Here is a 25,414-nt window from a genome sequence, read left to right on the forward strand (position 1 = left end):
TTTATTGAGCGTATAGCGATAGAAGAACTGCAAGCCGTTACGGTCGAGCTTGATGGTACTCCACGAGTGGGTTTGAATAAGGCTAGCGAAGTATTGCTTGAGTTGGTCGGGGGTGAGCGAGTCAGGGCAGCAATCAAAATAGCGGCTTATTCGACGAACGGCACGGGAATAGGCATCAATGGTAGCAGGTCGTTTACCTTGCAGCTTAAGGTTGGTAAGGTGTTGTTCATAAAGAGAATGATAGCGATTGAGTTCATTGGGTGTCATGGTATTTACTCCTGTCTATCCCATCGGGTGATGGGGTATCAGAAGTATGGCGTTTATGTGCTTTACTCTGCCGCGCAGCGGCTTCGTTCAACAATATGTTATGGTCATTTCTCAACCGTTTTCTTTCATTAGATAAAAACAATTATTTTAACTACGTCATGTTTTTAGTGATAATTAACATTCACAAATTATTATTTACGCAAGAAAAACTCTCACCTGTAAAGACAATAGCTTACACACCATACATATAATTACGCTGCGTTATATAATAACTTCGCAAGTCAATCACAACGGTGGTTTAACTCTAAATATTGAATATAAATTAATTTATCCATAAGGATAATCGTATTTAAGATATTTTCATCCCTATTTGTCGAAACTTTAATTCCATTTATCCCTGCTTATAGCCTTGTTAATAATCATTTAGCCTAATTATAGATACGACGAGCCAAGAGCGTATTAATAATAAAATTTATTAGAGACTAAATAGGGATTTAACATGAAAAAAGTTTCTCTTTTAACAGCAGCTATTATTGCAGGTTTATCAGCAACAGCAGCAAATGCTGCTGACGTATTTAAAGGTGATAACCTGAACCTAGCAGTGGGTGGCCGAGCTGAAGCGCGTGCTGATTTTGACAAAGATACCAATGATCGAACGGTTGCAGATAACAGCCGTGCACGTGTCAACGTACTCGCGACAACAGAAATTGCTGACGGCGTTCAAGCTAAAGGTTTCTTTGAAGAAGAGATTAATCGTTCCGGCGCAGATGACAGTGCCGGATATGAAAACCGTTATCTATATGTGGGTGTCGCAGGCGAAAACAATGAACTTCAATACGGTAAAACGGATGGTTCATTAGGTATGATTACTGACTACACTGATATTCTCGACGCATTTGGTGGTGAAGCAGGCAACAAAACCGCTACAGCTGACCGTACAAGTAACCAATTGCTCTACATCGGTACATTTGGTGGCCTAAAAGTTAAAGCAAACGCGAATGGCGGCGGCGCTGCTGATACATTCGAAAAATACGGTCATGTGGTTAAAGGCACTATAGATCAAGGTTATGGTGTCGCTGCACAGTACCAGTTGGGTGATTTAAGCTTTGGTGCAGGTTACGCCTATCAAAAGGACAAGGACGTTAATGTTACAGCTGGCGGCTTAACGATTTCTCCAAACGCAGAAAGCCAAAACGTCCTAGTTGGTGCAAGTTATCAGCTCAATGATCTATATCTAGGTGGCCTTTATACGCAAGGTAAACTGTTAGACCAAGACTACAAAGGATTCGAGGTGGCATCTAAGTATGACATAACAGATCGTATTCTTTTGGCAGCAGCATTCCAGCAAGTTAAGTTTGATGTTGCAGACGAGACGGATCAAACCGTAGCGGCTAACGTACACTATAAGTTCACTAATGCCTTCACTACTTATGCTGGCGTATCTAAAGACCTAAACGGTGACAAAGATACAATTGGACGTCTTGGTGCAATCCTTACGTTTTAATCCTAACTGCATTTTGTAGAATGGGATGGATTAACATGACAAAGATCTTTCCTAGTAACGAGTGTTGATTAAAATGACCTGACAGCCATTGCAAAGTAATGGCTGTTTTTTATGTATTTTTGCCCCTCAAATAGGAAGATAGTGATCCACCAGCAGCACTAAAAATAAAAGCATTAAATGGATAATAGAGAATTTAAACGTGTCCATTGCGGTCTTATCGGAGGCAAAATATTTAAGTTTCCACGCATAATAAATAAAACCTGCACTCAAGAATGTTGAGCCTGCTAAATAGACTAGCCCTGTCATTCCGACTAAAGCAGGCAACAAGCATACTAGCGCTAATAAAATGGTATAGAGCAAAATAGACGTTTTAGTATATTCAACCCCATGGGTCACCGGAAGCATAGGAATATCCGCTTTCGCGTAGTCTTCTTTTCTGTGAATCGCTAACGCCCAAAAATGAGGTGGGGTCCAGATGAAAATGATCATAACAAGTAACCAGGCGTTGGCATGCAGTTCCCCTGTCACCGCTGTCCACCCCAACAACGGTGGCATAGCGCCTGCAATACCTGCGATAACAATGTTCTGAGGCGTCGCTCGCTTTAAGTATAAGGTGTAGACCACGGCATAGCCAAGCAAGCTTGCGAACGTGAGCCAAGCGGTTAGCCAGTTCACCCCCAAAGCTAATATTACAAAACCCAAGATGCCAAGACTTAGAGCAAAGGTAAAAACTTTACCGACACTCAACTCTCCTGATGGCAAAGGACGTTTATGGGTTCTCGCCATAACTGCATCAATTCGACGGTCTATTAGATGATTGAAAGCTGCCGCAGAGCCGGCCATTAATGCAATCCCCAGAAGCCCCAGCACCGTGGCTTGCACAGGTAGCGCACTCGGTACGGCTAAACACATCCCTACCAATGCCGTTAAAATCATTAATGCGACCACTTTGGGTTTCGTCAGGGTTAAATACACACGCCAATTATTCCTAGGTCTTACATGGGAATCCACACGACCTGCTAGCGCTATTGTCACTTTGTTCATAAAGAGCTCTCCTTGTCTCCTGATGCTTTCATCCTCCCAGTAGGGATCTTCGATTCAATAATAGTGAGCGTCGGTTTTTCCGCTTGAGGGTATCGTATGTTCCTAATGATGTAGTTAGTTTGAATTAGGCTTAGTAGCAGCAACGCAGCGCCGAGGTTATGCGTAACCGCAACTAGCAAAGGTAAGTGGAACACCACATTACTCACTCCCAGCACAAGTTGAATGACTAATAACCCCAATAATAGAACACCGACCTTCCGTAAAGCAGATTGTCGATGTTTTAGTAAGCTTAGCCCTAATACCCCAACGAGTAGCGTCACCACTATGGCACCAAAACGATGACTGACATGAATGGTCATCCGCGCAGCATAATCGAGCACACCAAATTCGTAATTATCAAAGCCAAAATGCACCGGAGTGAAAGCGGTCTTAAAATCGAGATAACGGCCCCACTCACCTTCACAAATAGGTAAAGAAGTACACACCACAGCAGCGTAATTTGAGGATACCCAACCGCCGAGTATTATCTGAAAAATGGTGGCTATTAGTGCCAAGCACGCCAATAACTTGAGTCGAGTACCGATTATCCTTGGCTCAGTAGTCACTGTTTTAGGTTTCACCACTTTTGGCTCAAAGGCAGTGCTTCGTTCTTTTTGTGATTCTGTTTCCTTAGTCCATCGCGTTGCTATTGTATTCGGGCGCAGTTTTAGGTAAGTATAAAACAGCAAAGAAAACATAGTAAAGCCCCCTAGTAGATGTCCCATAACCACAATAGGCATCAGTTTAAGTGTTACCGTCCACATCCCTAAAGCCGCTTGAAACACTATCACTAAAGATAACGACACAGGCAAAGCCCCGCCGAGTCGACTCCGTTCATTCCTCAATGCTAGATAGGTAATCGCAAACACAACTAAACCTAATGTTCCCGCTAAATATCGGTGTATCATCTCTAACCATGCTTTGTAAGGCTCCACCGCTCGTTCGGGGAAAAGCGTATTTGCTACGGCCACATCAACGCTATTGCTAGGCACCGTTAGATGACCATAACAACCCGGCCAGTCTGGACAACCTAACCCAGCATCCGCAAGGCGAGTATAGGCACCCATGGCAATGACAACAACGGTCAGTATCACTGCGCCTTTCACCAAATTTATCAGTCTCATTGCCACTCCTTATGCCGTCAACATTGGTGTACTCACCTCTTAGCGTCTAACCTACTCGAGATAGCTTGAGTAGCTTTCTGAGGTCGGACAACAGCCCCTTGCTGTGTGCGACCTGTTGTTCCTTGGTTGTAGGTTCAAACACCATCACGACTTGACCTAAAGTGTCGGTAATGACGTATCCTTGCGGTGGTACTATGTCAGAGAAACCGTCGTTTACGGTCACCACTGCCACTGAATCAGGCAGTTTGGGCAGAGCGTATCCAGATTGTATGTAAACAACTGGTGTGACCCGCTCTTTGTACTTTCCTAGCGCTAAATACGTTTGCCCCATAACGTATAAGCGATTTAAGCATGCATCATCACATTTAGCGGGTAGCACAAAGCCCAGCTGCCAGCTGTCTCTTTGAAGGGGGTTGACTATCCCTAGTGACTCGAATGTCACTCGAGGCTCCACCAACTGGCCATGATTGGTCACTCCTGACTCATACCAATTATTACTAAGAATGGTTTTTGCAACGATAAACGGCAGCGCAAAAAAAACAATTAACGCCAGTAACGTCAGTCGCCCTCTCAATACGGCTTTGGGCTTGAATAACGGTGTCGTCCCTGTGCTCATAAGCGCTCCTAATGTCTTGTTGAATGAGTTTTTCTGGCCCAACGATATGCGGCAATGCCCACGACTAACGCAAAAACCAAGGCCATAGCAAACCATTGAAATGCATAAGCGTAGTGTTTAGCGGAGTTCATAGACAGTGGCTTCCATGGATGTTCGTAAGGCGTGGTTGAGTCGCTAGGTTGTATGACCCATGGTTGTAAAGGCTTGCCAATGTGCTCTGCTAATGCTTCCAGATTTAAGTTCTGAATCCGCCATGTCGTTGTGGCTGAAGAGGAAAAATCTTCAGGGTAGAGTTTGTTGCCTAAAGGGCTAGTCATCTTTCGATATAAACGCCCTGTCATCATCACAGAATGGGTTAACAGCTCAACAGCAGGCAATGAGTGCCTTTGCACCATCCCTTTAACAAATCCAAGTTCCACGAGCCAAAAGCGAGCTTGATTATCCGCACTAAGCTGATAAACCAAATACCCTACTTGTCCATCAACGGTTTGGTTATCAAGATAGATAAGTTGAGGCAGAGGAGCAACCTCTGCAAACACGGGTACGCCGATCCAGCGAAAATAGTCATCACTTAGCTGGGGTGCATGTGAAAAGCGAACAGAACTTAATGAACTGGGTGATTGCTCACTTCGCTGGGCCAACATAGATTCTAGCTGCGATTTTTCGTTACCTCGCTGTTGCTGCCAAAAGCCCAGTTTGACCAAAGTTGAAAACACAGCCACAGTTAATACTATGCCGGTCCAGAACTTCATCGATTTAAACCAGATCATGCGAGGCGCCTCAATGTCAGCCACACTATTGTTTAAGATTGTTTTAGTACTGCTATTACTTTTCATCATCTTTAACTTAGCGCTTGCCCTCATAAGAATGGTGCGAGACGACCCTAATTCTGGAAAACCCATGAGTCACTATCTGGGTCGCCGTGTGTTGTTTTCTGCGATTGTTGTTATTCTTTTGGTTATTGCGCTGCAAAGTGGATTCCTTGCTCCTAACCCTCGCCCCTACTGATACAAAACCAGATACTGCTGACTAAAGCACATAAACGAAGACAAATAAACAGAGCCAAACCACATCAACAAAGTGCCAGTACCAACTGCCTGCTTGAAACGCGAAATGGTCTTTAGGTGTAAAATGGTCTTTGGCGATTCGAAACAGGAGTACTATCAGAAAGATGGTACCTAGCACCACATGTAAGCCATGGAACCCGGTTAACATGAAGAATGTGTTTCCATATATCCCAGACTGTAAAGTAAGCCCCAGATCCCGGTACGCATGTGAGTACTCAACGGCTTGGTAGTAAAGGAAAAATCCGGCCAGAACAATAGTAATTTCTAGCCACACGATAAGCGCTGTTCGCTTATTCTTTTCTAGGCTAACGTGAGCCATGTGTAACGTAATCGAAGAGAGCAGTAGTATGATGGTGTTCTGCAAAGGTAAACCTTGCCAAGGCATTGCCTCAGTTGTCTCACCCGCAGGGGTCGTAGTGAGTGGCCATATCGCTTCGAATCCTGGCCACAGAACTTCGTGAGTCATCACATTGTTGTCGGCGCCTCCCAACCAAGGGACAGCAATCATCCGCGCATAAAATAACGCGCCAAAAAAGGCACCAAAGAACATCACTTCAGAAAAAATGAACCAGCTCATACCTTGACGAAATGAACGCGTAATCTGGTCTGAGTACAAGCCTTGCAGTGATTCGCTGACAACATTGCTAAACCACCCTGACAACATGTACAACAGCACCACAAAGCCCAGCGCGAGAGTAACGTTGCCGATGACACTCCCAGCTCCACCCGTCTCTAAATGTTGAACTGTGAGTCCCGCACCAACTGCTACTAAAAACAACGCGACAGCTCCCACAATGGGCCAGCTGCTCTGAGCTGGAACGTAATAAGATTGAGGTTTACTCATAGCTTAACTCCCTGTTAAGTGCGCTCTTGCTACCCTTACTGCGTTCAACGGCATCCTGCACGCTTGCATTATTTGTGATGTTGTAGAGTGTGTACGACAAAGTCAGTGTGTGAATCGACTCGGGGATATCGGGTTCAATATAGAAAATTAACGGCATTTCCGTTTCGCTCTGACCGTCGAGCGGCTGATGATTAAAGCAGAAACACTCAATCTTATTGAAGTAGGCGGCACCCGTCCCCGGAGACACCGACGGTACTGCTTGCCCAATTAGAGGCTGCGACGAATTATTCTTCGCCAGATAGGCCGTTTGAATCACCTCTCCAGGGTATACGTCAAGAAAGACGGTTTCAGGCTCAAATCCCCATGGCATGTCAGGGTTGATATGCGCCATAAACTCAACGCGAACAGTGCGTGAAATATCGGCCCTCATTCCAACAGGTTGCACCGCCGATACGGTATTAGTTTTACCATTGATACCTAACGCTTCACACATAATGTCGTACAACGGAACCAAAGCAAAACCAAACCCAAACATGCCGACCACAGCCACACACAGCCACGTAACTAACTTTCTATTGGATGTAGGGTTTTGCTCGCTCATCACTCACCTCTCTAATCCACTTTTGGCGGTGTGCTAAAGGTGTGATACGGTGCTGGGCTAGGTACTGTCCATTCCAGCCCTTCCGCTCGCTCCCAAGGTTTCGCTTTGGCCTTTTCTCCGCCTTTAATGCACTTGATTACCAGCCATAAGAAAATCAACTGCGACAGACCAAAGGCGAACCCGCCTATTGAGACAATCTGGTTTACATCGGCAAATTGAATAGCATAGTCAGGAATACGCCTTGGCATGCCCGCTAGTCCTAAGAAATGCATCGGAAAAAACAGCACATTGACCGAAATCACCGAGCACCAGAAATGCCACAGACTTAACTTTTGGTCATACATATGGCCGGTCCATTTGGGCAGCCAGTAATAAGCGGCCGCCATAATTGAAAATACAGCGCCAGATACTAGAACATAGTGAAAGTGAGCTACGACAAAGTAGGTGTCGTGATATTGAAAGTCCGCAGGTACAATAGCCAGCATCAACCCTGAAAAGCCACCAATGGTAAACAAGACGATAAAAGCGATAGCGAATAGCATGGGCGTTTCAAACGTCAATGCGCCGCGCCACATTGTCGCTACCCAATTAAATACTTTCACCCCTGTGGGCACTGCGATGAGCATAGTACAGTACATAAAGAACAGCTCGGCAAAAACAGGCATCCCTGTGGTGAACATGTGATGCGCCCAAACCAAGAAAGACAACAAAGCGATACTGCATGTCGCATACACCATTGAATGGTAACCAAACAGCTTCTTACCACTAAACGCAGGTACAATGGCCGAAATGATGCCGAAAGAAGGCAAGATCATGATGTACACTTCTGGGTGGCCGAAAAACCAAAAAATATGTTGGAACATGACAGGATCACCGCCACCTGCTGCATCAAAAAAACTGGTTCCGAAATACTTGTCCGTCAACACCATCGTGACAGCCCCCGCCAACACTGGCATCACAGCGATAAGCAAAAAGGCGGTAATTAACCAGGTCCAGACAAATAACGGCATCTTCATCATCGTCATGCCGGGAGCACGCATATTAAAAATGGTGACAATGACATTGATGGCCCCCATGATTGAGCTGATCCCCATAATGTGTACTGAAAACACAAATAGTGCCGTGCTATCCGGACCATAGGTTGTTGAAAGCGGCGCGTAAAACGTCCAACCAAAATCGGGCCCACCACCGGGCATAAAGAGTGATGACAAAAGAATTAGGAAAGCGAACGGCAGAATCCAAAAGCTTAAGTTATTCATGCGCGGCAATGCCATATCTGGTGCACCAATCATCATTGGAATCATCCAATTCGCCAAACCAGTAAAAGCTGGCATGACAGCGCCAAAGACCATCACTAAGCCGTGAACTGTGGTCATCTGGTTAAAGAAATTGGGCTCAACAAGTTGTAAGCCCGGTTGGAATAACTCTGCACGAATGACCATCGCCATCACGCCGCCAGTAAGAAACATGACGAAACTAAACCACAAGTACAAAGTCCCAATATCTTTATGGTTAGTGGAGTATACCCATCTTGCCCAACCAGAAGGGGCGTGATCATGATGATCGTCTTCAATAACGGCCGTGCTTTCCGCACGACTCATCTCTGCATCCGTCGCTGTTGACGATTTAACTGTTTCCATAGGATCCATTTTCATCATAACTCCTTGGAGCTAGTTTGCTCCTCACCTTGCGCTTTGAACGCATTGATATCAGAGGCTTGTACTACATCTCCCGTATCGTTACCCCACGCATTTCGTTGGTAAGTCACTACTGCTGCTATCTCTTTGTCGGTCAATTGATTTGCGAACGACTGCATCGCTGTCCCACTTACACCGTCAACTATTTTGCTGATGTGAATCGACACATCTCCCGTCGTTGCAACGGTACTGCCAGCGATAGCAGGAAAAGCCCCGGGTATGCCTTGACCGTTTGCTTGATGGCATACAGCACAACGACCTGCATACACTTCTTCACCTACGCTCATCAACTCACCCAGAGGCAGCGTGGCGTCAAGCGACTTCGCCGCTTCCTCTGCCGCTAAGGCCATTTCTTGTTTCTTCTCAGCTAACCATGCGTCATAGTCACTCTGCTCCATCGCTTGGACGACAATCGGCATAAATCCATGAGCTTTACCGCACAGTTCGGCACATTGACCTCGGTACACGCCTGGTTCGTCAATCTTGGTCCAAGCTTCATTAATAAAACCCGGGATCGTGTCCTTTTTGACGGCAAAATCCGGCACCCACCAAGAATGAATAACATCATCGGATGTCATTAAAAATCGGATCTTTTGGTTAATGGGAACGACGAGTGGATTGTCTACTTCAAGTAGATAATGTGCCCCTTTTGCTTCAATACCGTCAATCTGCTTTTGAGAGGTTGCCAATAGCGAGAAGAAGTTGACATCTTCTCCAAAATATTCGTAATGCCATTTCCACTGCGAGCCAGTTATTTTTATGGTGATATCAGATCGGGAAGTATCTTCCATTGCGACGAGAGTTTTCGTCGCTGGAATCGCCATCGCAATCAGAATAACGATAGGAATGACGGTCCATACAATTTCAACTTTGGTACTTTCATGGAAATTGGCCGCAACGGCGCCGCGTGATTTTCTGTGCTTGAAAATGGAGTAGAACATCACGCCAAACACAACGAATGCGATTGCACAACAGATGTAGAAAATCAACATGTGCAGGTCATAGACTTGGTTACTGATATCAGTAACACCACGAGTCAGGTTAAAGCCGTTCGACTCGGCGATGAGAGGTTGACTGATTAGCGTAGCAGCCACCCCTATCCATAAGTGAATAGTCAGCAATCTCTTCAAAAGATTTCTCCTTTGCCTAGCCACGTCTTTCCCAACGTGGTTCCCCAATGACTTATACCAAGCACGTCTGAAGAGTGATCAAACTATTCAGGATGGCAAAGCCCGCAACCAAAACCCAACTAACTGTGATTCGACGACGTCTAACGAAGACCAACTAGGTTTATCAACTCAAACATGAGTCTCAAAAAATAAAGCTAAACTGCAAAAGTACTCGGTCATACAAATGGCATAACCACTTACTTATTAAGTCCGATGTTAATAAAATACAACACAAAATGATTTGTTATACTTTTGTTAACTAAAGGCTAGTTAGAGAATTCAAGATTCGCAAGGATAAAAATAAACCGTCACTTTTTGTGATGGTGGCCCATCGATTACCTTTTAAATTTTGACAAACTACACAATAGCGTGTTTGAGGACCAGGACAACATGTGGATTCTGTCGCTGCTCACAAAATACGTAAAAAGCATGAATCTAACCTTAGAATTATTTTATTATTGTATTACAATATTGCATATTGTCTTCATTCCCTTTAGAAACACTTTGTATTTACAAGAGAGTTGGTATGGGTAACGACAAATCATTCGATGCAATCAAGGCTATGAAGCTGGAAAATGACACTTCTGCTGGCAATTTGGTTGATCTACTACCTATTGAAGTTCAAAAGCGAGACTTTGACCTGTCTTTCCTAGATAACCTTGCAGAGGCTCGCCCTCGCCTACTCATTCAAGCCAATGAACTTGACGAATTTAAATCAAAAGTTATGCAAGATGAGTCTCACTGCATGTTTGACGACTTCATCAATAACTCAACGGTCAAATTTTTCGATACTGAGCCTTACGCAGAACCTCAACCTTACCCAGAAGAAACGGTTGGTAAAGCTTCTCTATGGCGACCTTATTGGCGTCAAATGTATGTAGATTGCCAGATGGCGCTCAATGCGACACGCAATCTTGCAATCGCAGGTATTGTCAAAGACGACAAAGAACTTATTGGCAAAGCTAAAGCTTGGACGCTCCAACTCGCGTCCTATGACCCAGATGGCGTAACATCTCGCGGCTACAACGACGAAGCCGCCTTCCGCGTCATCGCAGCAATGGCTTGGGGCTATGACTGGTTACATGGCCACTTTACTGAAGAAGAACGTTCAACAGTACGTAAAGCATTAGTGACTCGTTTAGATGAAATTATGCATCACCTGAAAGTCACCGTTGACCTATTAAATAATCCATTGAACAGTCACGGTGTTCGTTCTATTTCTTCCGCTATTATCCCGACGTGTATTGCGCTCTATCACGACCATCCTAAAGCTGGTGAATATATTGCTTATGCGTTGGAATACTATGCCGTCCATTATCCGCCATGGGGTGGTGAAGATGGTGGCTGGGCAGAAGGTCCAGATTATTGGAATACGCAAACTGCCTTCCTAGGTGAAGCATTCGATCTGTTAAAAGCATACTGTGGTATAGATATGTTCAATAAAACATTCTACGAAAACACAGGAGACTTCCCACTTTATTGCATGCCAGTTCACTCGAAGCGAGCCAGCTTCTGCGACCAATCTTCTATCGGTGACTTCCCTGGGTTAAAACTTGCGTACAACATCAAGCATTATGCTGGAGTAAATCAAAAGCCTGAATACGTATGGTATTACAACCAGTTGAAAGGGCGTGATACTGAAGCACATACCAAGTTCTATAACTTTGGTTGGTGGGACTTTGGCTATGACGATCTTCGTTTTAATATTCTTTGGGATGCACCTGAAGAAAAAGCGCCGTAAAACGATCCGTTGTTAAAAGTGTTCCCTATCACCGGCTGGGCGGCTTTCCACAACAAGATGACGGAACGTGATAACCATATCCACATGGTCTTTAAATGTTCGCCATTTGGTTCAATTAGCCACTCACACGGTGACCAAAATGCGTTTACACTGCATGCCTTTGGTGAAACATTAGCATCTATCACCGGCTACTATGGTGGGTTTGGCGTCGATATGCATACGAAGTGGCGTCGTCATACTTTTTCTAAGAACTTGCCCCTGTTTAATGGCAAAGGACAGTACGGAGAGAACAAAAACACCAAATTTGAAGGCCACCAAGACCGCTTCTGTATCGAAGCAGGCGGTCAAATCACAGACTATGACACAGACTCTGACGTCAAATTTGTAGAGGGCGACGCAACCGAATCCTACAAGTTCTTTACACCAGATATCGAATCCTACAAACGTAAGATTTGGTTCGTGAAAGGCAAGCTCTTTGTGATCCAAGACAAAGCACACCTAGCTGTGAGCTTTATCAATCAGAGCGCGGAGCAAATTACGTCAGTGACCAACGTCGAAGGCTTTGGCGATGTGGACCCTTACGAGTTCCAAGAACTCGAGATCCACCGTCATGTAGAAGTAGAATTTTCTGCATCAAAACAACACGACATTGTTACGTTGCTTGTCCCTAACAAGAATAGCGGGGAACAAGTTCAGGTGTCGCATAGCGTCCGCGATAATGCACTAACACTTGTTGTAGATGGTAAACAGTGACCATAGATTTATAGTGGTTCAACGACTTTCAAAGATAAAGCCTTCACTGCATTTCAGCGTTGAAGGCTCTTTTTATTAAGGGTTATATCGCCAACCATTCTACTTCAACAATGGCTTTTCCCGCGTATTTAATACGACCGAGAAACCTATCTCCAGCGACTATCTCACCAACCCCTTGGGGCGTCCCCGTCATCACAATATCTCCATCTTGCAATTCGGTGTAAGAAGCCAGTTCTTGTAAAATCACGTCTGGTTTATACAACATCTGTTTGGTGCCACCTAATTGCATTCGCATACTATTGATAAACAACTCCACCTCAAGCTCACAGACATCCATATCTGATAATGGAATGAAACGGCTAAATTTGGCCGAGTTATCAAACGCTTTAGCTCTTTCCCAAGGCAGACCCTTCTGTTTCAACTTAGTCTGTAAGCTTCGTTTGGTAAGATCTAATCCAAAGCCCACTGCGTAGAGTTGTCGGTTGCGGATAAGGAAGCAAATTTCTGCCTCGTAATGAAGAGGCTCATCAAGGTAAGAATAAAGCTCTGATGCGATACTAGAGTTTGGTTTGTTGAACACCACCATATCTTCAGGGATCTCATTCCCTAATTCATTGATGTGTTCGACGTAGTTACGGCCTACGCACAAGATCTTCGATGGGAAAAAAGAGTCATCTCCAACAAATACCGCTTTCATTGCCCTTCCTTGACTGACAGGTAAATTCAACACTAAGAACTGTGCATTTTAGCGGATTTATAGTGACAGACTTATGATTTAGAAGAGTATTTTGCAAAGTTGAGGCAAGGATCGAGATTTGAGTTGTTATCGTAGTTGCGCACCCAGCCCACAGATTTGATAGGATTTCATCTAACTCCTTGCATTTTAATTCAATTTCGACAACCATTTGTATATTCAATTTATCGAGTGACGAGTCGTTAATGTCCGCTGAGCCCCTGTATATTCAAATCAAACAATACATCGAACAGAAGATCGACCAAGGGCACTGGCCTGTTGGACAGCGTATCTCCACCGAAATGGAGCTCACCGAACAGTTTTCTGTCAGTCGAATGACCGTTAATAAAGCCATTAGGGATCTGGTAGGTGACGGAAAATTAGAGCGGCGGCCAAGGCTTGGTACGTTCGTAAAAAAGCAGAGTGAAAAGGCTGAGAGTCCTCTACTTGATACACGAAACATCGCCAAAGAAGTCGCTTCTCGAGGTAAAACTTATTCGTGCGATGTCATTAAACACCTGGCAACCAAAGCCGATCAGAATATCGCCACCAAGCTAGGCGTTATGTTGGGGAGCTCGGTCTACTACAGTGAGATCTTACACAAAGAAAACGACCTTCCTATTCAGTTGGAGTGTCGTTGGGTGAACGCAAAGTTTGCACCTGACTATTACAAACAAGATTTCTCGAAAGTCACTCCAAACGAGTACTTAACGCTAAACTGCCCAATGACTGCCGTTGAACATACCGTCGAAGCCATTATTTGTAATGATGAAATTGGTCAGAGGCTCGAAATGACGACAAAAGAGCCTTGTTTATTGCTCCACAGAAGAACATGGAGTGACGACCGCCTTATCAGTACAGCCTTGCTCTACCATCCCGGAAGCCGCTATCAGCTGAGCTCGAAAGTCACCCTTTAGTCACGTGTAATACTCTCTATTTAAACAAACTAAACTACCCACTAATTTGTAAGCTAACTAACGAAAATACAAAAAGTTAGCTTACGTTGACTTACCCCAAAATCTAAGCTTCAATGTTAGGATTTCTCGCATAATAACCACATAAACCAGTGAGAAATCAGAATGAAAAAAACAGTCTTAGCACTTTCTTTAGACATCGCCGCTTTCTCTACGTCATCTTTGGCCAACGAAGGCTTCTACGTTGGTGCTTCTTATTCAAAAATGAGCTACGACGCGGCGTTTGTAAGCAGTAACGAAGTGACAAATGGCTACTCAGCGAATGGCGGCTATGATTTTGCTTTGGGTAGCTTTTTTGTACTTGGTACAGAGCTAGAATATAAGAATCTTGGTTCAACCAAAGAGTCTTTCCTCAACGATTATTACACCTTGTCGATGACCTCATACGGAATCAATGTCATCCCAAAACTTTATATGGGCGATCGTTTTTACGCGCTAGCAAAGCTAGGTTTCCACAAAATTAATTCTGAAGTTGAAACTAACGTTTCGGTCAACGGTTCATCAGTCTCCGACACTGCGTTCGTATACGGACTCGGTCTTGCCTACGACATCACGGAACACTTTGCGATTTAAGCTAGCTACGAAATTCACAACATTGCTGTCTACGATACCAAGTCTGCCAACCTTGGAGTGAAATTTAACTTCAAATCTTCCCTATATATGGCAAATTGTACTCACTTCCGTAGGTCACCGTATAGTGGCCTACTTCTGTTTAAGATCTTGTATATCAGTCAGTTAAACCACAGAGTTACCGCCGTTAAGATTTAAAATCACCTAACCTGCTCCTTCTATTTAATCATCTACTAAAACCTCAAATCTTAGACGCTTAGATCACATTTTGTACGATGCACTATTGATCAATTGTATATATTCTACTAAATATTTGTATATACAATAAAGCTTTGGATTAAACATGCACTTAATTCTAAAAAATGCCCGACTTGTTACTATGGAAGAAGGCTCAACTGGATACACTCCTACGGAGCCTTGTTACCTGCTTATTCGCAGTGGGTTAATCGTCGCTATGGGTGAAGACCTATCCACACTCTACGGCAATACGCCAAAAGAGTGGTCAGATTGTCCAGTACTCGATTGTGCTGGCAGTATTGTGACACCCGGATTAATTGATCCCCATACACACTTGGTTTTTGCCGGGAGTCGAACACAAGAATTCGAAGCACGTTTAAACGGCGAATCCTACCAAGCTATCGCTCAGCGCGGTGGCGGTATTAACAGTACGGTTGCCTCGACTCGTACCGCCTCTGTGGATGAGCTAATTGAACTTGCCCTACCAAGGTTGGACAGTTTGATTAAAAGTGGCTGTACAACTATCGAAGTGAAGTCAGGTTACGGATTGACGCTAGAAGATGAAGCGAAGATGTTGGTGGCCGCCAAGTCGTTAGAAAACCATAGACGCGTCAGTATTACCACGACGTTACTCGCAGCACATACTGTCCCCCCTGAATATCAGGATAGAGCGGACGAGTACATAAACTACGTGGTAACCGACATCATCCCTCACGTCGCAAAACACAACTTGGCAGATTCTGTCGACGTGTTTTGTGAATCCATAGGATTTACTCTAGAGCAAACTGAACGTGTTTTTGCCGCAGCTAAGGCACATGGTCTTGCTGTCAAAGGGCACACAGAGCAGCTCAGTAACCTTGGCGGCAGTGTACTTGCCGCTCAATATCAAGCACAGTCGGTCGACCATATTGAATATCTGGACTTAGCAGGCGTAAAGGCCCTTGCCACTTCAGGGACAGTAGCAACACTTTTGCCCGGGGCATTTTACTTCTTAAGAGAAACACAACTGCCGCCCATTGAATGGCTGCGTGAGTTTAACGTGCCAATGGCAATCGGTAGCGACATTAATCCCGGAACCTCTCCATTTGCAGACCTACAGTTAATGATGAATATGGCTTGTACCTTATTTCGTCTAACGCCAGAGGAAGCGCTTCGTGGTGTGACATGCCATGCTGCGGCAGCAATTGGTCAGAAAGACACCATAGGACAAATCCGCAAAGGATTTAAAGCCAATTTAGCCATTTGGGATATCAACCATCCGAGCGAGCTTAGCTATCAGTATGGACTGAAAGGACTTAAACAACGTATCTTTGCTGGGAGTATCGAACATGTCGCCTAAAGCAATCAATACTCAGCACAGTTTTACTTGGTCTGGCCGTGACGACCTAGAAGATGGCGAGAAGCGTCTCAGAGTTCATCACGTCATTACACAGATTCATGAGCTAATGTCTGACACTTGTGGTACTCAACTTCTAGGTTTTGAAACCGATGAGGGCGTGTCCAGAAACAAAGGCAGAGTTGGCGCTAAAACGGCACCTGATGCTATCCGTGGTGCCTTAAGTAATTTGGCTTGGCACTCTGAAACTAAGATTTTAGACCTAGGCAATTCCGGCTCACACAACACATCGTTGGAACAAAATCAACGTACAACAGCCGAAATCATTACCAATGCCCTCTCGCATGGACCTGTCGTCGTGCTCGGCGGTGGACATGAAATCGCTTGGCCATCTTTCTTAGGGCTATCAAACTACCTACGCCAAAGCGAACCCAATCCCAGAATCGGTATCATCAATTTCGACGCTCATTTCGATCTTCGAGAGTATCAATCTGAAGCCGTGCCCTTAAAGCCGAGCTCTGGAACACCATTCTCGCAAATTGCTGACCACTGCCAATCAGAGCAACTCGCTTTCGAATACCTTTGTATCGGCATCAGTTCAACTTCCAATACACAAGCCTTATTTGATAAAGCGCAGCGCTTGAATGTTCGCTATATCGAAGACACACAGCTACTGCTTAACCCCCACACACCAATGCTTGAGGAACTTGAACAGTTTATTGCCAGCGTCGACTACCTCTATCTCACAATCGATCTAGATGTGTTCAATGCAGCGCTTGCTCCGGGAGTCAGTGCTCCCGCTGCTATTGGTTTATCCATTGAACACTTCTATCCATTTTTTAACGCGATATTACAGCACAACAATAAGTTGCTGATGGCGGATATCGCTGAATGTAACCCTACTTATGACATTGATAATCGCACCGCCAAACTCGCCGCTAGGCTCTGTTGGCAAATGCTAACTGCCATGTCCAAGCAGCAAAAATAACCAATAAATAACAATTAACAACCAACTACGTGAAACGCAGTGCGACGCCACATAACAAACCAACTTGGCGTCCACCATTCAAAAGGAAAACAAGATGACTGATAGTAATAATGCTCGTCTAGATGCAAGTCGCAAAATCAAGGCGCCACATGGCACTGAACTGAATGCCAAATCATGGCTGACAGAAGCGCCACTGCGCATGCTGATGAACAATCTTGATGACGAAGTTGCTGAGCATCCTCAATCATTAGTGGTTTACGGCGGTATCGGCCGAGCGGCTCGCAATTGGGAGTGTTACGACAAGATCGTCGAAGTCCTGAAACGTCTTGAAGACGACCAAACACTTTTAGTCCAATCAGGCAAACCCGTCGGCGTTTTCCCAACACATAAAGACGCTCCACGCGTATTAATTGCCAATTCCAACTTAGTCCCACATTGGGCCAATTGGGAACACTTTAACGAGCTGGATAAGCAGGGCCTAATGATGTACGGCCAAATGACGGCAGGTTCGTGGATTTACATTGGTTCTCAAGGCATCGTTCAAGGCACGTATGAAACCTTTGTGGCGATGGCCAAGCAACATTTTAATGGCGATGCCAATGGCAAGTGGATTCTAACAGGTGGCCTTGGCGGTATGGGCGGCGCTCAACCACTCGCGGCGACTATGGCTGGCTTTTCAATGATTGCTGTAGAGTGTGACGAATCTCGTATCGATTATCGTCTAAATACTCGTTATGTCGATAACAAAGCGCATAGCCTCGATGAAGCATTGTCCATTATTAAGAATAGCGACAAACCAATCTCAGTTGGTCTACTAGGAAATGCCGCTGATATCTATGCAGAATTGGTAGCGAAAAACATTACACCAGATGTGGTCACCGATCAAACCTCAGCACACGATCCTCTTAACGGCTACTTACCACAAGGCTGGACCATGGAACACGCTAAACAGCAACGTGAAAGCGATCCAACGGGCGTGGTGAAAGCGGCCAAAGCCTCAATGGCAGTGCAAGTTGCAGCCATTCTAACCATGCAACAACGCGGCTCGGTAGCAACTGACTACGGTAATAACATTCGTCAAATGGCGTTGGAACAAGGGGTAGAAAACGCGTTTGATTTCCCAGGTTTTGTTCCTGCGTATATCCGTCCACTTTTCTGTGAAGGTATCGGACCTTTCCGTTGGGCTGCACTCTCTGGTGATCCGGAAGACATCTATAAAACAGACCAAAAAGTCAAAGAGCTGATTCCTGATAATCCACATCTGCATAACTGGCTCGACATGGCTCGTGAGCGTATTCAGTTCCAAGGTTTACCTGCTCGTATCTGCTGGGTCGGCCTGAAAGATCGTGAGCGTTTGGGTCAGGCTTTCAATGAAATGGTGAAGAATGGCGAACTAAAAGCACCTGTGGTTATTGGTCGTGATCATCTTGATTCAGGTTCAGTAGCCAGTCCAAACCGTGAAACCGAAGGCATGATGGACGGCTCAGATGCGGTATCCGATTGGCCATTATTGAACGCCTTACTCAACACTTCAGGCGGTGCCACTTGGGTCTCCCTGCACCACGGCGGCGGTGTAGGCATGGGCTTCTCACAACACAGTGGAATGGTCATTTGCTGTGATGGTAGCGATGATGCTGCTCGACGTATTGCGCGCGTTTTACACAATGACCCTGCAACTGGCGTAATGCGCCATGCCGATGCTGGGTACGACATCGCTAAACAATGTGCCAAAGAACAGGGCCTAGACCTGCCAATGCTGAATCAAAATGATGATAATCGAGCTTAAGGAGCACACCATGTTGAAATTAGTTCTTGAGCCAGGTCAGCTAACGTTAGCGCAACTACGCCAACTCAGCCGTTCTCCTGTGAGCTTATCTTTGCATCCTTCAGCGGTTGAAGACATTGATGCCAGCACTCGAATTGTCGAGCAAGTTATCGCCGAAGATCGTACGGTCTACGGCATCAATACTGGCTTTGGATTGTTAGCTAATACACGCATTGAGCCAGAAGATCTCGAGATCCTGCAAAAGAGTATCGTATTGTCACACGCCGCCGGTATTGGTGAGCTAATGAGTGATGAAACCGTTCGTCTGATGATGGTGCTAAAGATTAACAGTCTTGCACGCGGCTATTCAGGTATTCGACTTAAAGTAATTCAAGCCTTGATTGAACTGGTTAACTCCCGAGTTTACCCATGCGTTCCACAAAAAGGCTCTGTGGGCGCATCAGGTGACTTGGCTCCACTGGCTCACATGAGCACAATCTTACTCGGTGAAGGTGAAGCAAGACATAACGGGAAAATCATTAGTGGTCTAGAGGCTTTGCAAATTGCTGGGCTTGAACCAATCACGCTAGCACCAAAAGAAGGGCTAGCACTACTAAACGGCACGCAAGCCTCGACCGCGTTTGCTTTAGAAGGTCTGTTCTTAGCGGAAGATCTGTTTGCATCAGCAACGCTATGTGGCGCAATGTCGGTCGAAGCCGCACTGGGTAGTCGCCGTCCATTTGACCCGCGCATTCATCGAGTAAGGGGACATCGCGCACAAATGGATGCAGCTCTAGCCTATCGCCACCTATTGGAAGGCAGTAGTGAAGTGGGTGATTCTCACCAAGCATGCGAGAAGGTACAAGACCCGTATTCGCTGCGTTGTCAACCTCAGGTGATGGGGGCATGTCTACAACAAATTCGTAACGCCGCAGAATCACTTCAAGTGGAAGCCAACTCAGTTTCTGACAACCCATTAGTGTTTGCTGATGACGGCGATATTATTTCCGGCGGTAACTTCCATGCTGAATCTGTCGCAATGGCGGCAGATGGCTTAGCGCTAGCGATCGCAGAAATTGGCAGTCTTTCAGAGCGCCGAATGGCATTGCTCATTGATAGTGCCCTGAGTAAGTTACCGCCTTTCCTCGTCGACAACGGCGGTGTTAACTCAGGCTTTATGATTGCGCAAGTAACTTCAGCAGCGTTAGCAAGTGAAAATAAAACCCTTGCTCACCCAGCCTCAGTTGATAGCTTGCCAACTTCGGCTAACCAAGAAGATCACGTTTCTATGGCAACCTTTGCAGCTCGTCGCTTAAAAGATATGTCAGAAAATACACGCGGTATCTTGGCAGTGGAATATTTGGCAGCAGCTCAAGGATTGGACTTCAGAGCGCCACTGAAATCCTCACCAAGAGTAGAGCACGGTAAACAAATTCTGCGTGAATCGGTGCCGTTCTACGATAAGGACCGCTACTTTGCCCCGGATATCGCTAAGGCAAATGAGATAATAAAGCTTGCACTTCATAACGCGCTAATGCCTGAGAATATACTCCCAAGCCTCTGATTCTATGAGTTTATCAAAGAGCCAGCATTTCGCTGGCTCTTTTTGTTGTACTCAAACATTTACCAAATAAATAGCTGGACCATATGTTGGCAGTCACAAGTTTAAAACGAGCCTATGCGTATATGCATCAAATCGCGTTATAACAAATGTGCTTAATAAAAGAACAACGAGGCACAACACAAGGAAAATACGTTTAACCACCCTATGCCCAATGCTGACGGTTATTTTGGTGAATACGGTGGCAGTTTTATCCCACCTCAGCTGCAAGAAATCATGGATGAAATCAGCGCAGCTTACGACTCATGCCGCCAAGATCCAGAATTCAAAGCCGAGCTTGCACGCCTATATAAACACTTTGTAGGCCGCCCTAGCCCAATCTTCCACGCCCAAAATCTTTCAGAAAAATACGGCGCACCTCTTTATCTCAAACGGGAAGATTTAAACCATACAGGCGCACATAAAATTAACCATTGCCTGGGGGAAGCCCTGCTTGCCAAAAAACTCGGTAAGAAGAAGCTCATCGCTGAAACCGGTGCTGGACAACATGGTGTTGCGCTCGCCACCGCAGCGGCTTTGGTGGGCCTAAAGTGTGATATCTATATGGGTGAAGTCGATATCGCCAAAGAACACCCAAACGTGGTGAGAATGCGAATTCTAGGGGCGAATGTGATTCCTGCTACTCACGGCAGAAAAACGTTGAAGGAAGCGGTAGATGCTGCATTTGAAGCCTACTTAGCGGACCCGCATACTCAGTTATACGCCATTGGCTCGGTTGTCGGCCCTCACCCATTCCCTGCAATGGTACGAGACTTCCAATCGATTATCGGTAACGAAGCCCGGGTTCAGTTCCAAGAAATGACAGGTCAACTGCCGAATAATCTCGTGGCATATGTTGGTGGAGGCTCTAATGCAATGGGTCTGTTTAGCGTGTTTTTGGGTGATGAAGAGGTTCAAATCCACGGGGTCGAACCATCAGGGCGCGATTTGCACACCCAAGGTGAACATGCTGCGACGCTAACACTTGGTGAGCCTGGCGTTATGCACGGGTTCAAATCATACATGCTAAAAGACGGAGAAGGCGAGCCTCAAGAAGTATACTCGGTGGCAAGTGGTCTCGACTATCCATCAGTAGGGCCTCAACACGCCTACCTCAAAGATACTGGCCGAGTGAATTACGGCCATATTAATGATAAAGAAGCCATTGATGCTTTTTTCGAGCTATCTCGTTTGGAAGGCATTATTCCAGCCATTGAGTCGGCTCACGCCGTTGCTTACGCGCTGAAATTGGCAAAAGAGGGAGAAAAGGGGTCTATTCTTCTCAACTTATCTGGCAGAGGCGACAAAGATATCGATTTTGTTGTTGAGCATTATGGGCAAGACTTCGGTATTGAATCGCTGCTGTAGGCCGTAAAAGACCACAACATACCTTAAATAATTCTGCCTGATTAAGTCGCTTATCGGGCAGAATTAACATTCTCACTCATTGATAAAACCAACATTAAAACCAATGTTATACCAGTATTTCAGAATAATCATCTAGAATATGTCATTTTAATGCCAACCTCGCCGATTTATTGAGTTTGATTCCATAAATGAGGCAAACCATTCGCCACACTTATTTTTCCACTCTAAATTACTTTCCATCACTTGCCGGATGCGAGTGACCATAAGAATAAAGACTTCCACTTGCGTGTTAATACGCATTAGAAACTGATTAAGAGAAGGTATTGGTATGAAACAGACAAGAGTCTTGCTTTCAATGGCGGCACTTGGTTTAGTTGCTAGCCCGTTAGCATACAGCCACGGATACGTTTCAGCGGTTGAAGGCGGTGTTGCAGAAGCTCGTTCAACGTTATGTAAGTATCCAGCTGACACTGGAGAAAAGAACGTAAATTGTGGCTCCGTCCAGTGGGAACCCCAAAGTGTTGAAGGTCCAGAGGGCTTTCCTCAAGCTGGCCCTCCTGACGGCCAAATCGCGAGTGCAGGCCTAACGCAGTTTTCTCCTCTCAACGAGCAGACGTCTGACCGTTGGGTAAAGCGCCCTATTCAATCAGGTATGCAGACTTTTGAATGGACATTTACAGCCAATCACGTCACTAAAGATTGGAAGTATTACATTACAAAGCCGAACTGGAATCCGAACCAAGCCTTGACGAGAGATTCGTTCGATCTGAATCCATTTTGTGTGGTAGAAGGCAATATGCAGAAGCCACCAAAATTAATGAGCCACCAGTGTAATGTCCCTGAACGGGAAGGCTATCAAATCGTACTAGCGGTGTGGGATGTGGGTGATACTGCCGCTGCTTTCTATAATGTTATTGACGTACAGTTTAATGGTAATAATCCTGGCATCCCAGGCTGGTCTCAAGCAGGTACAATAAATCCAACGATGGATTTGAAGGTTGGCGACTCCGTTTTCACTCGCGTCTTTGATTCTAACGGTGAGCTACCAAACCTTTCTACCAGTATTACCATTACTTCAGAGCAACAAGGACAGGCAAATCAGTGGTCTCACGCTCTCGCGACACAAATCAATCATGAACACACTGATATCAAAGCTGGACAGCAAGATAGTAACGGCAATATCTCACCAGTTTATGGCAGCAACACCGTGTATGTGGCAGATAATAGCGGCTTAGATCGCGTTGAAATTGGCTATGATATTGTGACACCTCCACCTTCAATCGGTGCAGACGTAACGGGACTGGATCCAGAGTATCAAATCGGTGAAACACCAATTGAACTTGCACTGAACGTCGCAGCTACAGGTAGCGTGGACGTAAGCATGAATGTTTACAACCACGCACAAGAATCTTTAGCGAGTCAGGAACTTAGCTTAGCGGATGGTGAAAGCCAGAATGTAACCCTAACGCTCTCTAAATCTGAAGCTGGCCACCATATGTTAGTGACACGCGTAAGAGACGATAAAGGCAATCTTGTCGACCAAACGACGCAGGACTTTATGTTGGTATTCCTCAATAACTTGATTGAACCGACTGATAAATACATTAGCGGGTCCGGCTGTTTTCATCTTGAACAGTGTTTCTAGTAAACCCGGATATTGTCCCAATAGCTCAAGGTAACTCCAACCAAGTTGCTGTAACTCCTGTTGCCATTCTCGTCCTTCCTCCGGCAGATATATCCCCTCAACCAAAGATACTGCTACAGCTTCTAGCAACTCATCCTTGTTTTTGAAGTAATAGTAGATAGCCATTGCATCTATATTCAGCTCAGTCGCTAGCCTTCTGATACTTGGGATCTTTCCATCCATTTGCATCAAGCGCTTTGCGTTTTCCACTATTACTTCTTTGCTCAGCGTGACATCACATTTAGTTGGACGCCCCCTTTTTTTGGCCTTGACAGTCATAAACGATCCTAGCTAGACTAATGTTAATTTCTACACTGTAGAATTATAACAAAGCAGCCTTTAATAGCAAATATCGGAGTCTCTACAATGGCAAATATTGTATATATCGGAACCAGTTTAGATGGCTATATCGCAGACAAAAACAATGATCTAGATTGGCTACATGATGTGCCAAACCCTGAAGGTTCAGACTTTGGTTTTGCTGAGTTTATGGACAGCATTGATGGACTTGTCATGGGTAGAAACACCCTAGAGATCGTACTGGGTTTTGGTGTCGAGTGGCCTTATTCCAAGCCAGTATTTGTGTTAAGCAATACGCTGACTGAAGTACCTAAAGGCTATGAAGACAGAGTCTTTTTAGTCAAAGGGAAACTTAGTGACATTGTGAGCGAACTAAACTCGAAAGGTTACAACAACCTCTACATTGATGGCGGTAAAACGATTCAGAGTTTCTTAGCAGAAGATCTGATTGATGAGATGATAATCACCACCATTCCAACCCTTCTTGGTGGCGGTGTTTCATTGTTCGGTGAACTCGATAAGCCCTTGAAGTTCAAACATGTATCAGCAGAGCGTTACCTTGATTGTATTGTTAAAAACCGATATGTAAGAGCATAACCTTTAGCCAAAGGTGCTAGATGGCTTGTCTAGCACCTCAATAGTAACTCTAGCAACAATAAGTGCATTCAAAATGCAACGCTTCAGTTTCTAGCTTTCAAATGAAAGCTTATCTCCAAACGCATCTGCCCAATCTTTATCAAACTGTGCCACAGCTGGTTCAATAGCTGGATGCGAGAACATTTGCATCGCCACATCAACAGGTAAAGTGATACCACCAATGCCTAACTTCATCACATCCATCGCTTGCTGTACATTCTTGAAGCTCGCAGCAAGGATTTTTGTTGAAAGCCCATGCTTTTCGATCAACAGTTGAAGATCGCGAACCACTGCGACACCATCTCCGTTCATAGCATCAATACGGTTAACGTAAGGTGCAAGGTAATCAGCACCACACAAAGCGGCCATAAATCCTTGCTGTGCGGTATAGATCGCCGTAGCAAGCACTTGAATCCCTCCTTGTTTCATTAACTTAATAGCTGCTAACCCTTCTTCAGTTGTGGGAACTTTTACCACCATATCGTAAGGAAGCTCGTTCAGTTTTTTTGCTTCATTGAGCATGCTCTCTGCTTCTTTACTGACTACTTGGGCAAAGAAGCGAGCATCTTTTCCTAACAAATTCGACATATAAGTGAGGGTCGCTTTCAACCCAACACCTGAGTTAGCAAGGATAGTTGGATTCGTTGTAATTCCAGTTAATGGAAAACAATGATGAAAACGTGCAGTTTCGGTGATATCCGCTGTATCTAAGTAGAGTTCAATCATTTCTATTCTCAAACCTTTATTTGAACATTAT

21 protein-coding genes and 3 pseudogenes are annotated in these 25,414 nt (G+C 45.1%); 12 read left to right on the plus strand and 12 right to left on the minus strand.

Going from position 1 to position 25,414, the window contains the following annotated elements; all coding sequences use genetic code 11:
• Window positions 1-267, minus strand: a 267-nt coding sequence (locus VTH8203_RS06860; protein ID WP_208617720.1) for a site-specific integrase, incomplete at its 3' end; no start/stop codon positions are given.
• A gap of 499 nt (window positions 268-766) precedes the next feature.
• Here VTH8203_RS06860 and VTH8203_RS06865 point away from each other — a divergent pair.
• The gene (locus tag VTH8203_RS06865) at window positions 767-1,771 is read left to right on the plus strand and encodes a porin (RefSeq protein ID WP_096992999.1); all 1,005 of its coding nucleotides are present in this window, start codon (window positions 767-769) and stop codon (window positions 1,769-1,771) included.
• Between the two features lie 126 nt (window positions 1,772-1,897).
• On the opposite strand, the gene cyoE is transcribed toward VTH8203_RS06865, so the two are convergent.
• The 4 genes and pseudogenes from cyoE to VTH8203_RS06885 all read right to left on the minus strand — a co-directional run bounded on the left by cyoE (window position 1,898) and on the right by VTH8203_RS06885 (window position 5,364).
• Entirely contained in the window at window positions 1,898-2,815 is a 918-nt protein-coding gene (gene cyoE, locus VTH8203_RS06870) for a heme o synthase (protein ID WP_208617721.1), read from the minus strand.
• Window positions 2,816-2,927: 112 nt separating this feature from the next.
• A pseudogene (locus tag VTH8203_RS06875) lies at window positions 2,928-3,978 on the minus strand (COX15/CtaA family protein); the annotation flags it as partial.
• A 46-nt stretch (window positions 3,979-4,024) separates the two neighbouring features.
• Entirely contained in the window at window positions 4,025-4,594 is a 570-nt protein-coding gene (locus tag VTH8203_RS06880; RefSeq protein WP_096993001.1) for a redox-active disulfide-containing membrane protein, read from the minus strand.
• An 8-nt stretch (window positions 4,595-4,602) separates the two neighbouring features.
• Complete coding sequence (locus VTH8203_RS06885; RefSeq protein WP_158296072.1) at window positions 4,603-5,364, minus strand: SURF1 family protein; 762 nt, start codon at window positions 5,362-5,364, stop codon at window positions 4,603-4,605.
• A gap of 13 nt (window positions 5,365-5,377) precedes the next feature.
• Between VTH8203_RS06885 and VTH8203_RS06890 the strand changes: the two genes are divergently transcribed.
• Window positions 5,378-5,602, plus strand: coding sequence for a DUF2909 domain-containing protein (locus tag VTH8203_RS06890; RefSeq protein WP_096993003.1), 225 nt, complete (start codon window positions 5,378-5,380; stop codon window positions 5,600-5,602).
• A 21-nt stretch (window positions 5,603-5,623) separates the two neighbouring features.
• On the opposite strand, the gene VTH8203_RS06895 is transcribed toward VTH8203_RS06890, so the two are convergent.
• Genes VTH8203_RS06895 through coxB form a run of 4 tightly spaced genes read right to left on the minus strand, consistent with a single transcriptional unit; the run spans window position 5,624 to window position 9,903 of the window.
• The gene (locus VTH8203_RS06895) at window positions 5,624-6,505 is read right to left on the minus strand and encodes a cytochrome c oxidase subunit 3 (protein ID WP_096993004.1); all 882 of its coding nucleotides are present in this window, start codon (window positions 6,503-6,505) and stop codon (window positions 5,624-5,626) included.
• A complete protein-coding gene (locus tag VTH8203_RS06900; RefSeq protein WP_096993005.1) occupies window positions 6,498-7,106 on the minus strand; it encodes a cytochrome c oxidase assembly protein in 609 nt (202 codons plus the stop codon). Before VTH8203_RS06900 ends, VTH8203_RS06895 begins: the two co-directional genes overlap by 8 nt.
• Window positions 7,107-7,117: 11 nt before the next feature.
• Complete coding sequence (ctaD, locus tag VTH8203_RS06905; protein ID WP_370739206.1) at window positions 7,118-8,746, minus strand: cytochrome c oxidase subunit I; 1,629 nt, start codon at window positions 8,744-8,746, stop codon at window positions 7,118-7,120.
• Between the two features lie 14 nt (window positions 8,747-8,760).
• Window positions 8,761-9,903 (minus strand): cytochrome c oxidase subunit II, encoded by a 1,143-nt coding sequence (gene coxB, locus VTH8203_RS06910; protein ID WP_370739207.1) that lies wholly within the window; start codon window positions 9,901-9,903, stop codon window positions 8,761-8,763.
• Between the two features lie 595 nt (window positions 9,904-10,498).
• Here coxB and VTH8203_RS06915 point away from each other — a divergent pair.
• Window positions 10,499-12,480: pseudogene (locus VTH8203_RS06915) on the plus strand (DUF4962 domain-containing protein).
• A 68-nt stretch (window positions 12,481-12,548) separates the two neighbouring features.
• Here VTH8203_RS06915 and VTH8203_RS06920 read toward each other — a convergent pair.
• Complete coding sequence (locus VTH8203_RS06920; RefSeq protein WP_096993006.1) at window positions 12,549-13,163, minus strand: fumarylacetoacetate hydrolase family protein; 615 nt, start codon at window positions 13,161-13,163, stop codon at window positions 12,549-12,551.
• 242 nt (window positions 13,164-13,405) lie between these two features.
• On the opposite strand from VTH8203_RS06920, the gene hutC reads away from it, so the two are divergent.
• The 8 genes from hutC to gbpA all read left to right on the plus strand — a co-directional run bounded on the left by hutC (window position 13,406) and on the right by gbpA (window position 23,682).
• Window positions 13,406-14,116, plus strand: a complete 711-nt coding sequence (hutC, locus tag VTH8203_RS06925) for a histidine utilization transcriptional repressor HutC (RefSeq protein ID WP_096993007.1) — start codon at window positions 13,406-13,408, stop codon at window positions 14,114-14,116.
• A 162-nt stretch (window positions 14,117-14,278) separates the two neighbouring features.
• Complete coding sequence (locus tag VTH8203_RS06930) at window positions 14,279-14,746, plus strand: outer membrane beta-barrel protein (RefSeq protein ID WP_096993008.1); 468 nt, start codon at window positions 14,279-14,281, stop codon at window positions 14,744-14,746.
• Window positions 14,747-15,086: 340 nt separating this feature from the next.
• Window positions 15,087-16,319 carry an imidazolonepropionase gene (gene hutI, locus VTH8203_RS06935; RefSeq protein WP_096993009.1) on the plus strand — a complete coding sequence of 411 codons (1,233 nt, stop codon included), beginning with the start codon at window positions 15,087-15,089 and terminating at the stop codon, window positions 16,317-16,319.
• The gene (gene hutG, locus VTH8203_RS06940; RefSeq protein WP_096993010.1) at window positions 16,309-17,304 is read left to right on the plus strand and encodes a formimidoylglutamase; all 996 of its coding nucleotides are present in this window, start codon (window positions 16,309-16,311) and stop codon (window positions 17,302-17,304) included. The genes hutI and hutG overlap by 11 nt, the downstream gene beginning before the upstream one ends.
• 94 nt (window positions 17,305-17,398) lie before the next feature.
• The gene (gene hutU, locus VTH8203_RS06945; RefSeq protein WP_096993011.1) at window positions 17,399-19,090 is read left to right on the plus strand and encodes a urocanate hydratase; all 1,692 of its coding nucleotides are present in this window, start codon (window positions 17,399-17,401) and stop codon (window positions 19,088-19,090) included.
• A gap of 10 nt (window positions 19,091-19,100) precedes the next feature.
• A complete protein-coding gene (gene hutH, locus VTH8203_RS06950; protein ID WP_096993012.1) occupies window positions 19,101-20,633 on the plus strand; it encodes a histidine ammonia-lyase in 1,533 nt (510 codons plus the stop codon).
• A gap of 204 nt (window positions 20,634-20,837) precedes the next feature.
• Window positions 20,838-22,037, plus strand: coding sequence for a tryptophan synthase subunit beta (trpB, locus tag VTH8203_RS06955; protein ID WP_096993013.1), 1,200 nt, complete (start codon window positions 20,838-20,840; stop codon window positions 22,035-22,037).
• Window positions 22,038-22,365: 328 nt separating this feature from the next.
• Window positions 22,366-23,682 carry an N-acetylglucosamine-binding protein GbpA gene (gbpA, locus tag VTH8203_RS06960; protein WP_244181155.1) on the plus strand — a complete coding sequence of 439 codons (1,317 nt, stop codon included), beginning with the start codon at window positions 22,366-22,368 and terminating at the stop codon, window positions 23,680-23,682.
• 126 nt (window positions 23,683-23,808) lie between these two features.
• Here gbpA and VTH8203_RS25395 read toward each other — a convergent pair.
• Window positions 23,809-24,000 (minus strand): annotated as a pseudogene (locus VTH8203_RS25395) (TetR family transcriptional regulator); the annotation flags it as partial.
• An 87-nt stretch (window positions 24,001-24,087) separates the two neighbouring features.
• Here VTH8203_RS25395 and VTH8203_RS06970 point away from each other — a divergent pair.
• Window positions 24,088-24,618, plus strand: coding sequence for a dihydrofolate reductase family protein (locus VTH8203_RS06970; RefSeq protein WP_096993014.1), 531 nt, complete (start codon window positions 24,088-24,090; stop codon window positions 24,616-24,618).
• A 90-nt stretch (window positions 24,619-24,708) separates the two neighbouring features.
• On the opposite strand, the gene VTH8203_RS06975 is transcribed toward VTH8203_RS06970, so the two are convergent.
• Window positions 24,709-25,383 carry a fructose-6-phosphate aldolase gene (locus VTH8203_RS06975; RefSeq protein WP_096993015.1) on the minus strand — a complete coding sequence of 225 codons (675 nt, stop codon included), beginning with the start codon at window positions 25,381-25,383 and terminating at the stop codon, window positions 24,709-24,711.
• Window positions 25,384-25,414: the final 31 nt, after the last annotated feature.

The sequence above is a fragment of the Vibrio thalassae genome (genome assembly GCF_900089835.1).
Taxonomy (GTDB): Bacteria; Pseudomonadota; Gammaproteobacteria; order Enterobacterales; family Vibrionaceae; genus Vibrio; species Vibrio thalassae.

What these genes read in the sequence shown, in the direction of transcription:
- VTH8203_RS06865 (WP_096992999.1), top strand. Translation starts at nt 767, where the DNA reads ATGAAAAAAGTTTCTCTTTTAACAGCAGCTATTATTGCAGGTTTATCA.
- cyoE (WP_208617721.1), bottom strand. Translation starts at nt 2,815, where the DNA reads ATGAACAAAGTGACAATAGCGCTAGCAGGTCGTGTGGATTCCCATGTA.
- VTH8203_RS06880 (WP_096993001.1), bottom strand. Translation starts at nt 4,594, where the DNA reads ATGAGCACAGGGACGACACCGTTATTCAAGCCCAAAGCCGTATTGAGA.
- VTH8203_RS06885 (WP_158296072.1), bottom strand. Translation starts at nt 5,364, where the DNA reads ATGATCTGGTTTAAATCGATGAAGTTCTGGACCGGCATAGTATTAACT.
- VTH8203_RS06890 (WP_096993003.1), top strand. Translation starts at nt 5,378, where the DNA reads ATGTCAGCCACACTATTGTTTAAGATTGTTTTAGTACTGCTATTACTT.
- VTH8203_RS06895 (WP_096993004.1), bottom strand. Translation starts at nt 6,505, where the DNA reads ATGAGTAAACCTCAATCTTATTACGTTCCAGCTCAGAGCAGCTGGCCC.
- VTH8203_RS06900 (WP_096993005.1), bottom strand. Translation starts at nt 7,106, where the DNA reads ATGAGCGAGCAAAACCCTACATCCAATAGAAAGTTAGTTACGTGGCTG.
- ctaD (WP_370739206.1), bottom strand. Translation starts at nt 8,746, where the DNA reads ATGGAAACAGTTAAATCGTCAACAGCGACGGATGCAGAGATGAGTCGT.
- VTH8203_RS06920 (WP_096993006.1), bottom strand. Translation starts at nt 13,163, where the DNA reads ATGAAAGCGGTATTTGTTGGAGATGACTCTTTTTTCCCATCGAAGATC.
- hutC (WP_096993007.1), top strand. Translation starts at nt 13,406, where the DNA reads ATGTCCGCTGAGCCCCTGTATATTCAAATCAAACAATACATCGAACAG.
- VTH8203_RS06930 (WP_096993008.1), top strand. Translation starts at nt 14,279, where the DNA reads ATGAAAAAAACAGTCTTAGCACTTTCTTTAGACATCGCCGCTTTCTCT.
- hutI (WP_096993009.1), top strand. Translation starts at nt 15,087, where the DNA reads ATGCACTTAATTCTAAAAAATGCCCGACTTGTTACTATGGAAGAAGGC.
- hutG (WP_096993010.1), top strand. Translation starts at nt 16,309, where the DNA reads ATGTCGCCTAAAGCAATCAATACTCAGCACAGTTTTACTTGGTCTGGC.
- hutU (WP_096993011.1), top strand. Translation starts at nt 17,399, where the DNA reads ATGACTGATAGTAATAATGCTCGTCTAGATGCAAGTCGCAAAATCAAG.
- hutH (WP_096993012.1), top strand. Translation starts at nt 19,101, where the DNA reads ATGTTGAAATTAGTTCTTGAGCCAGGTCAGCTAACGTTAGCGCAACTA.
- trpB (WP_096993013.1), top strand. Translation starts at nt 20,838, where the DNA reads ATGCCCAATGCTGACGGTTATTTTGGTGAATACGGTGGCAGTTTTATC.
- gbpA (WP_244181155.1), top strand. Translation starts at nt 22,366, where the DNA reads ATGAAACAGACAAGAGTCTTGCTTTCAATGGCGGCACTTGGTTTAGTT.
- VTH8203_RS06970 (WP_096993014.1), top strand. Translation starts at nt 24,088, where the DNA reads ATGGCAAATATTGTATATATCGGAACCAGTTTAGATGGCTATATCGCA.
- VTH8203_RS06975 (WP_096993015.1), bottom strand. Translation starts at nt 25,383, where the DNA reads ATGATTGAACTCTACTTAGATACAGCGGATATCACCGAAACTGCACGT.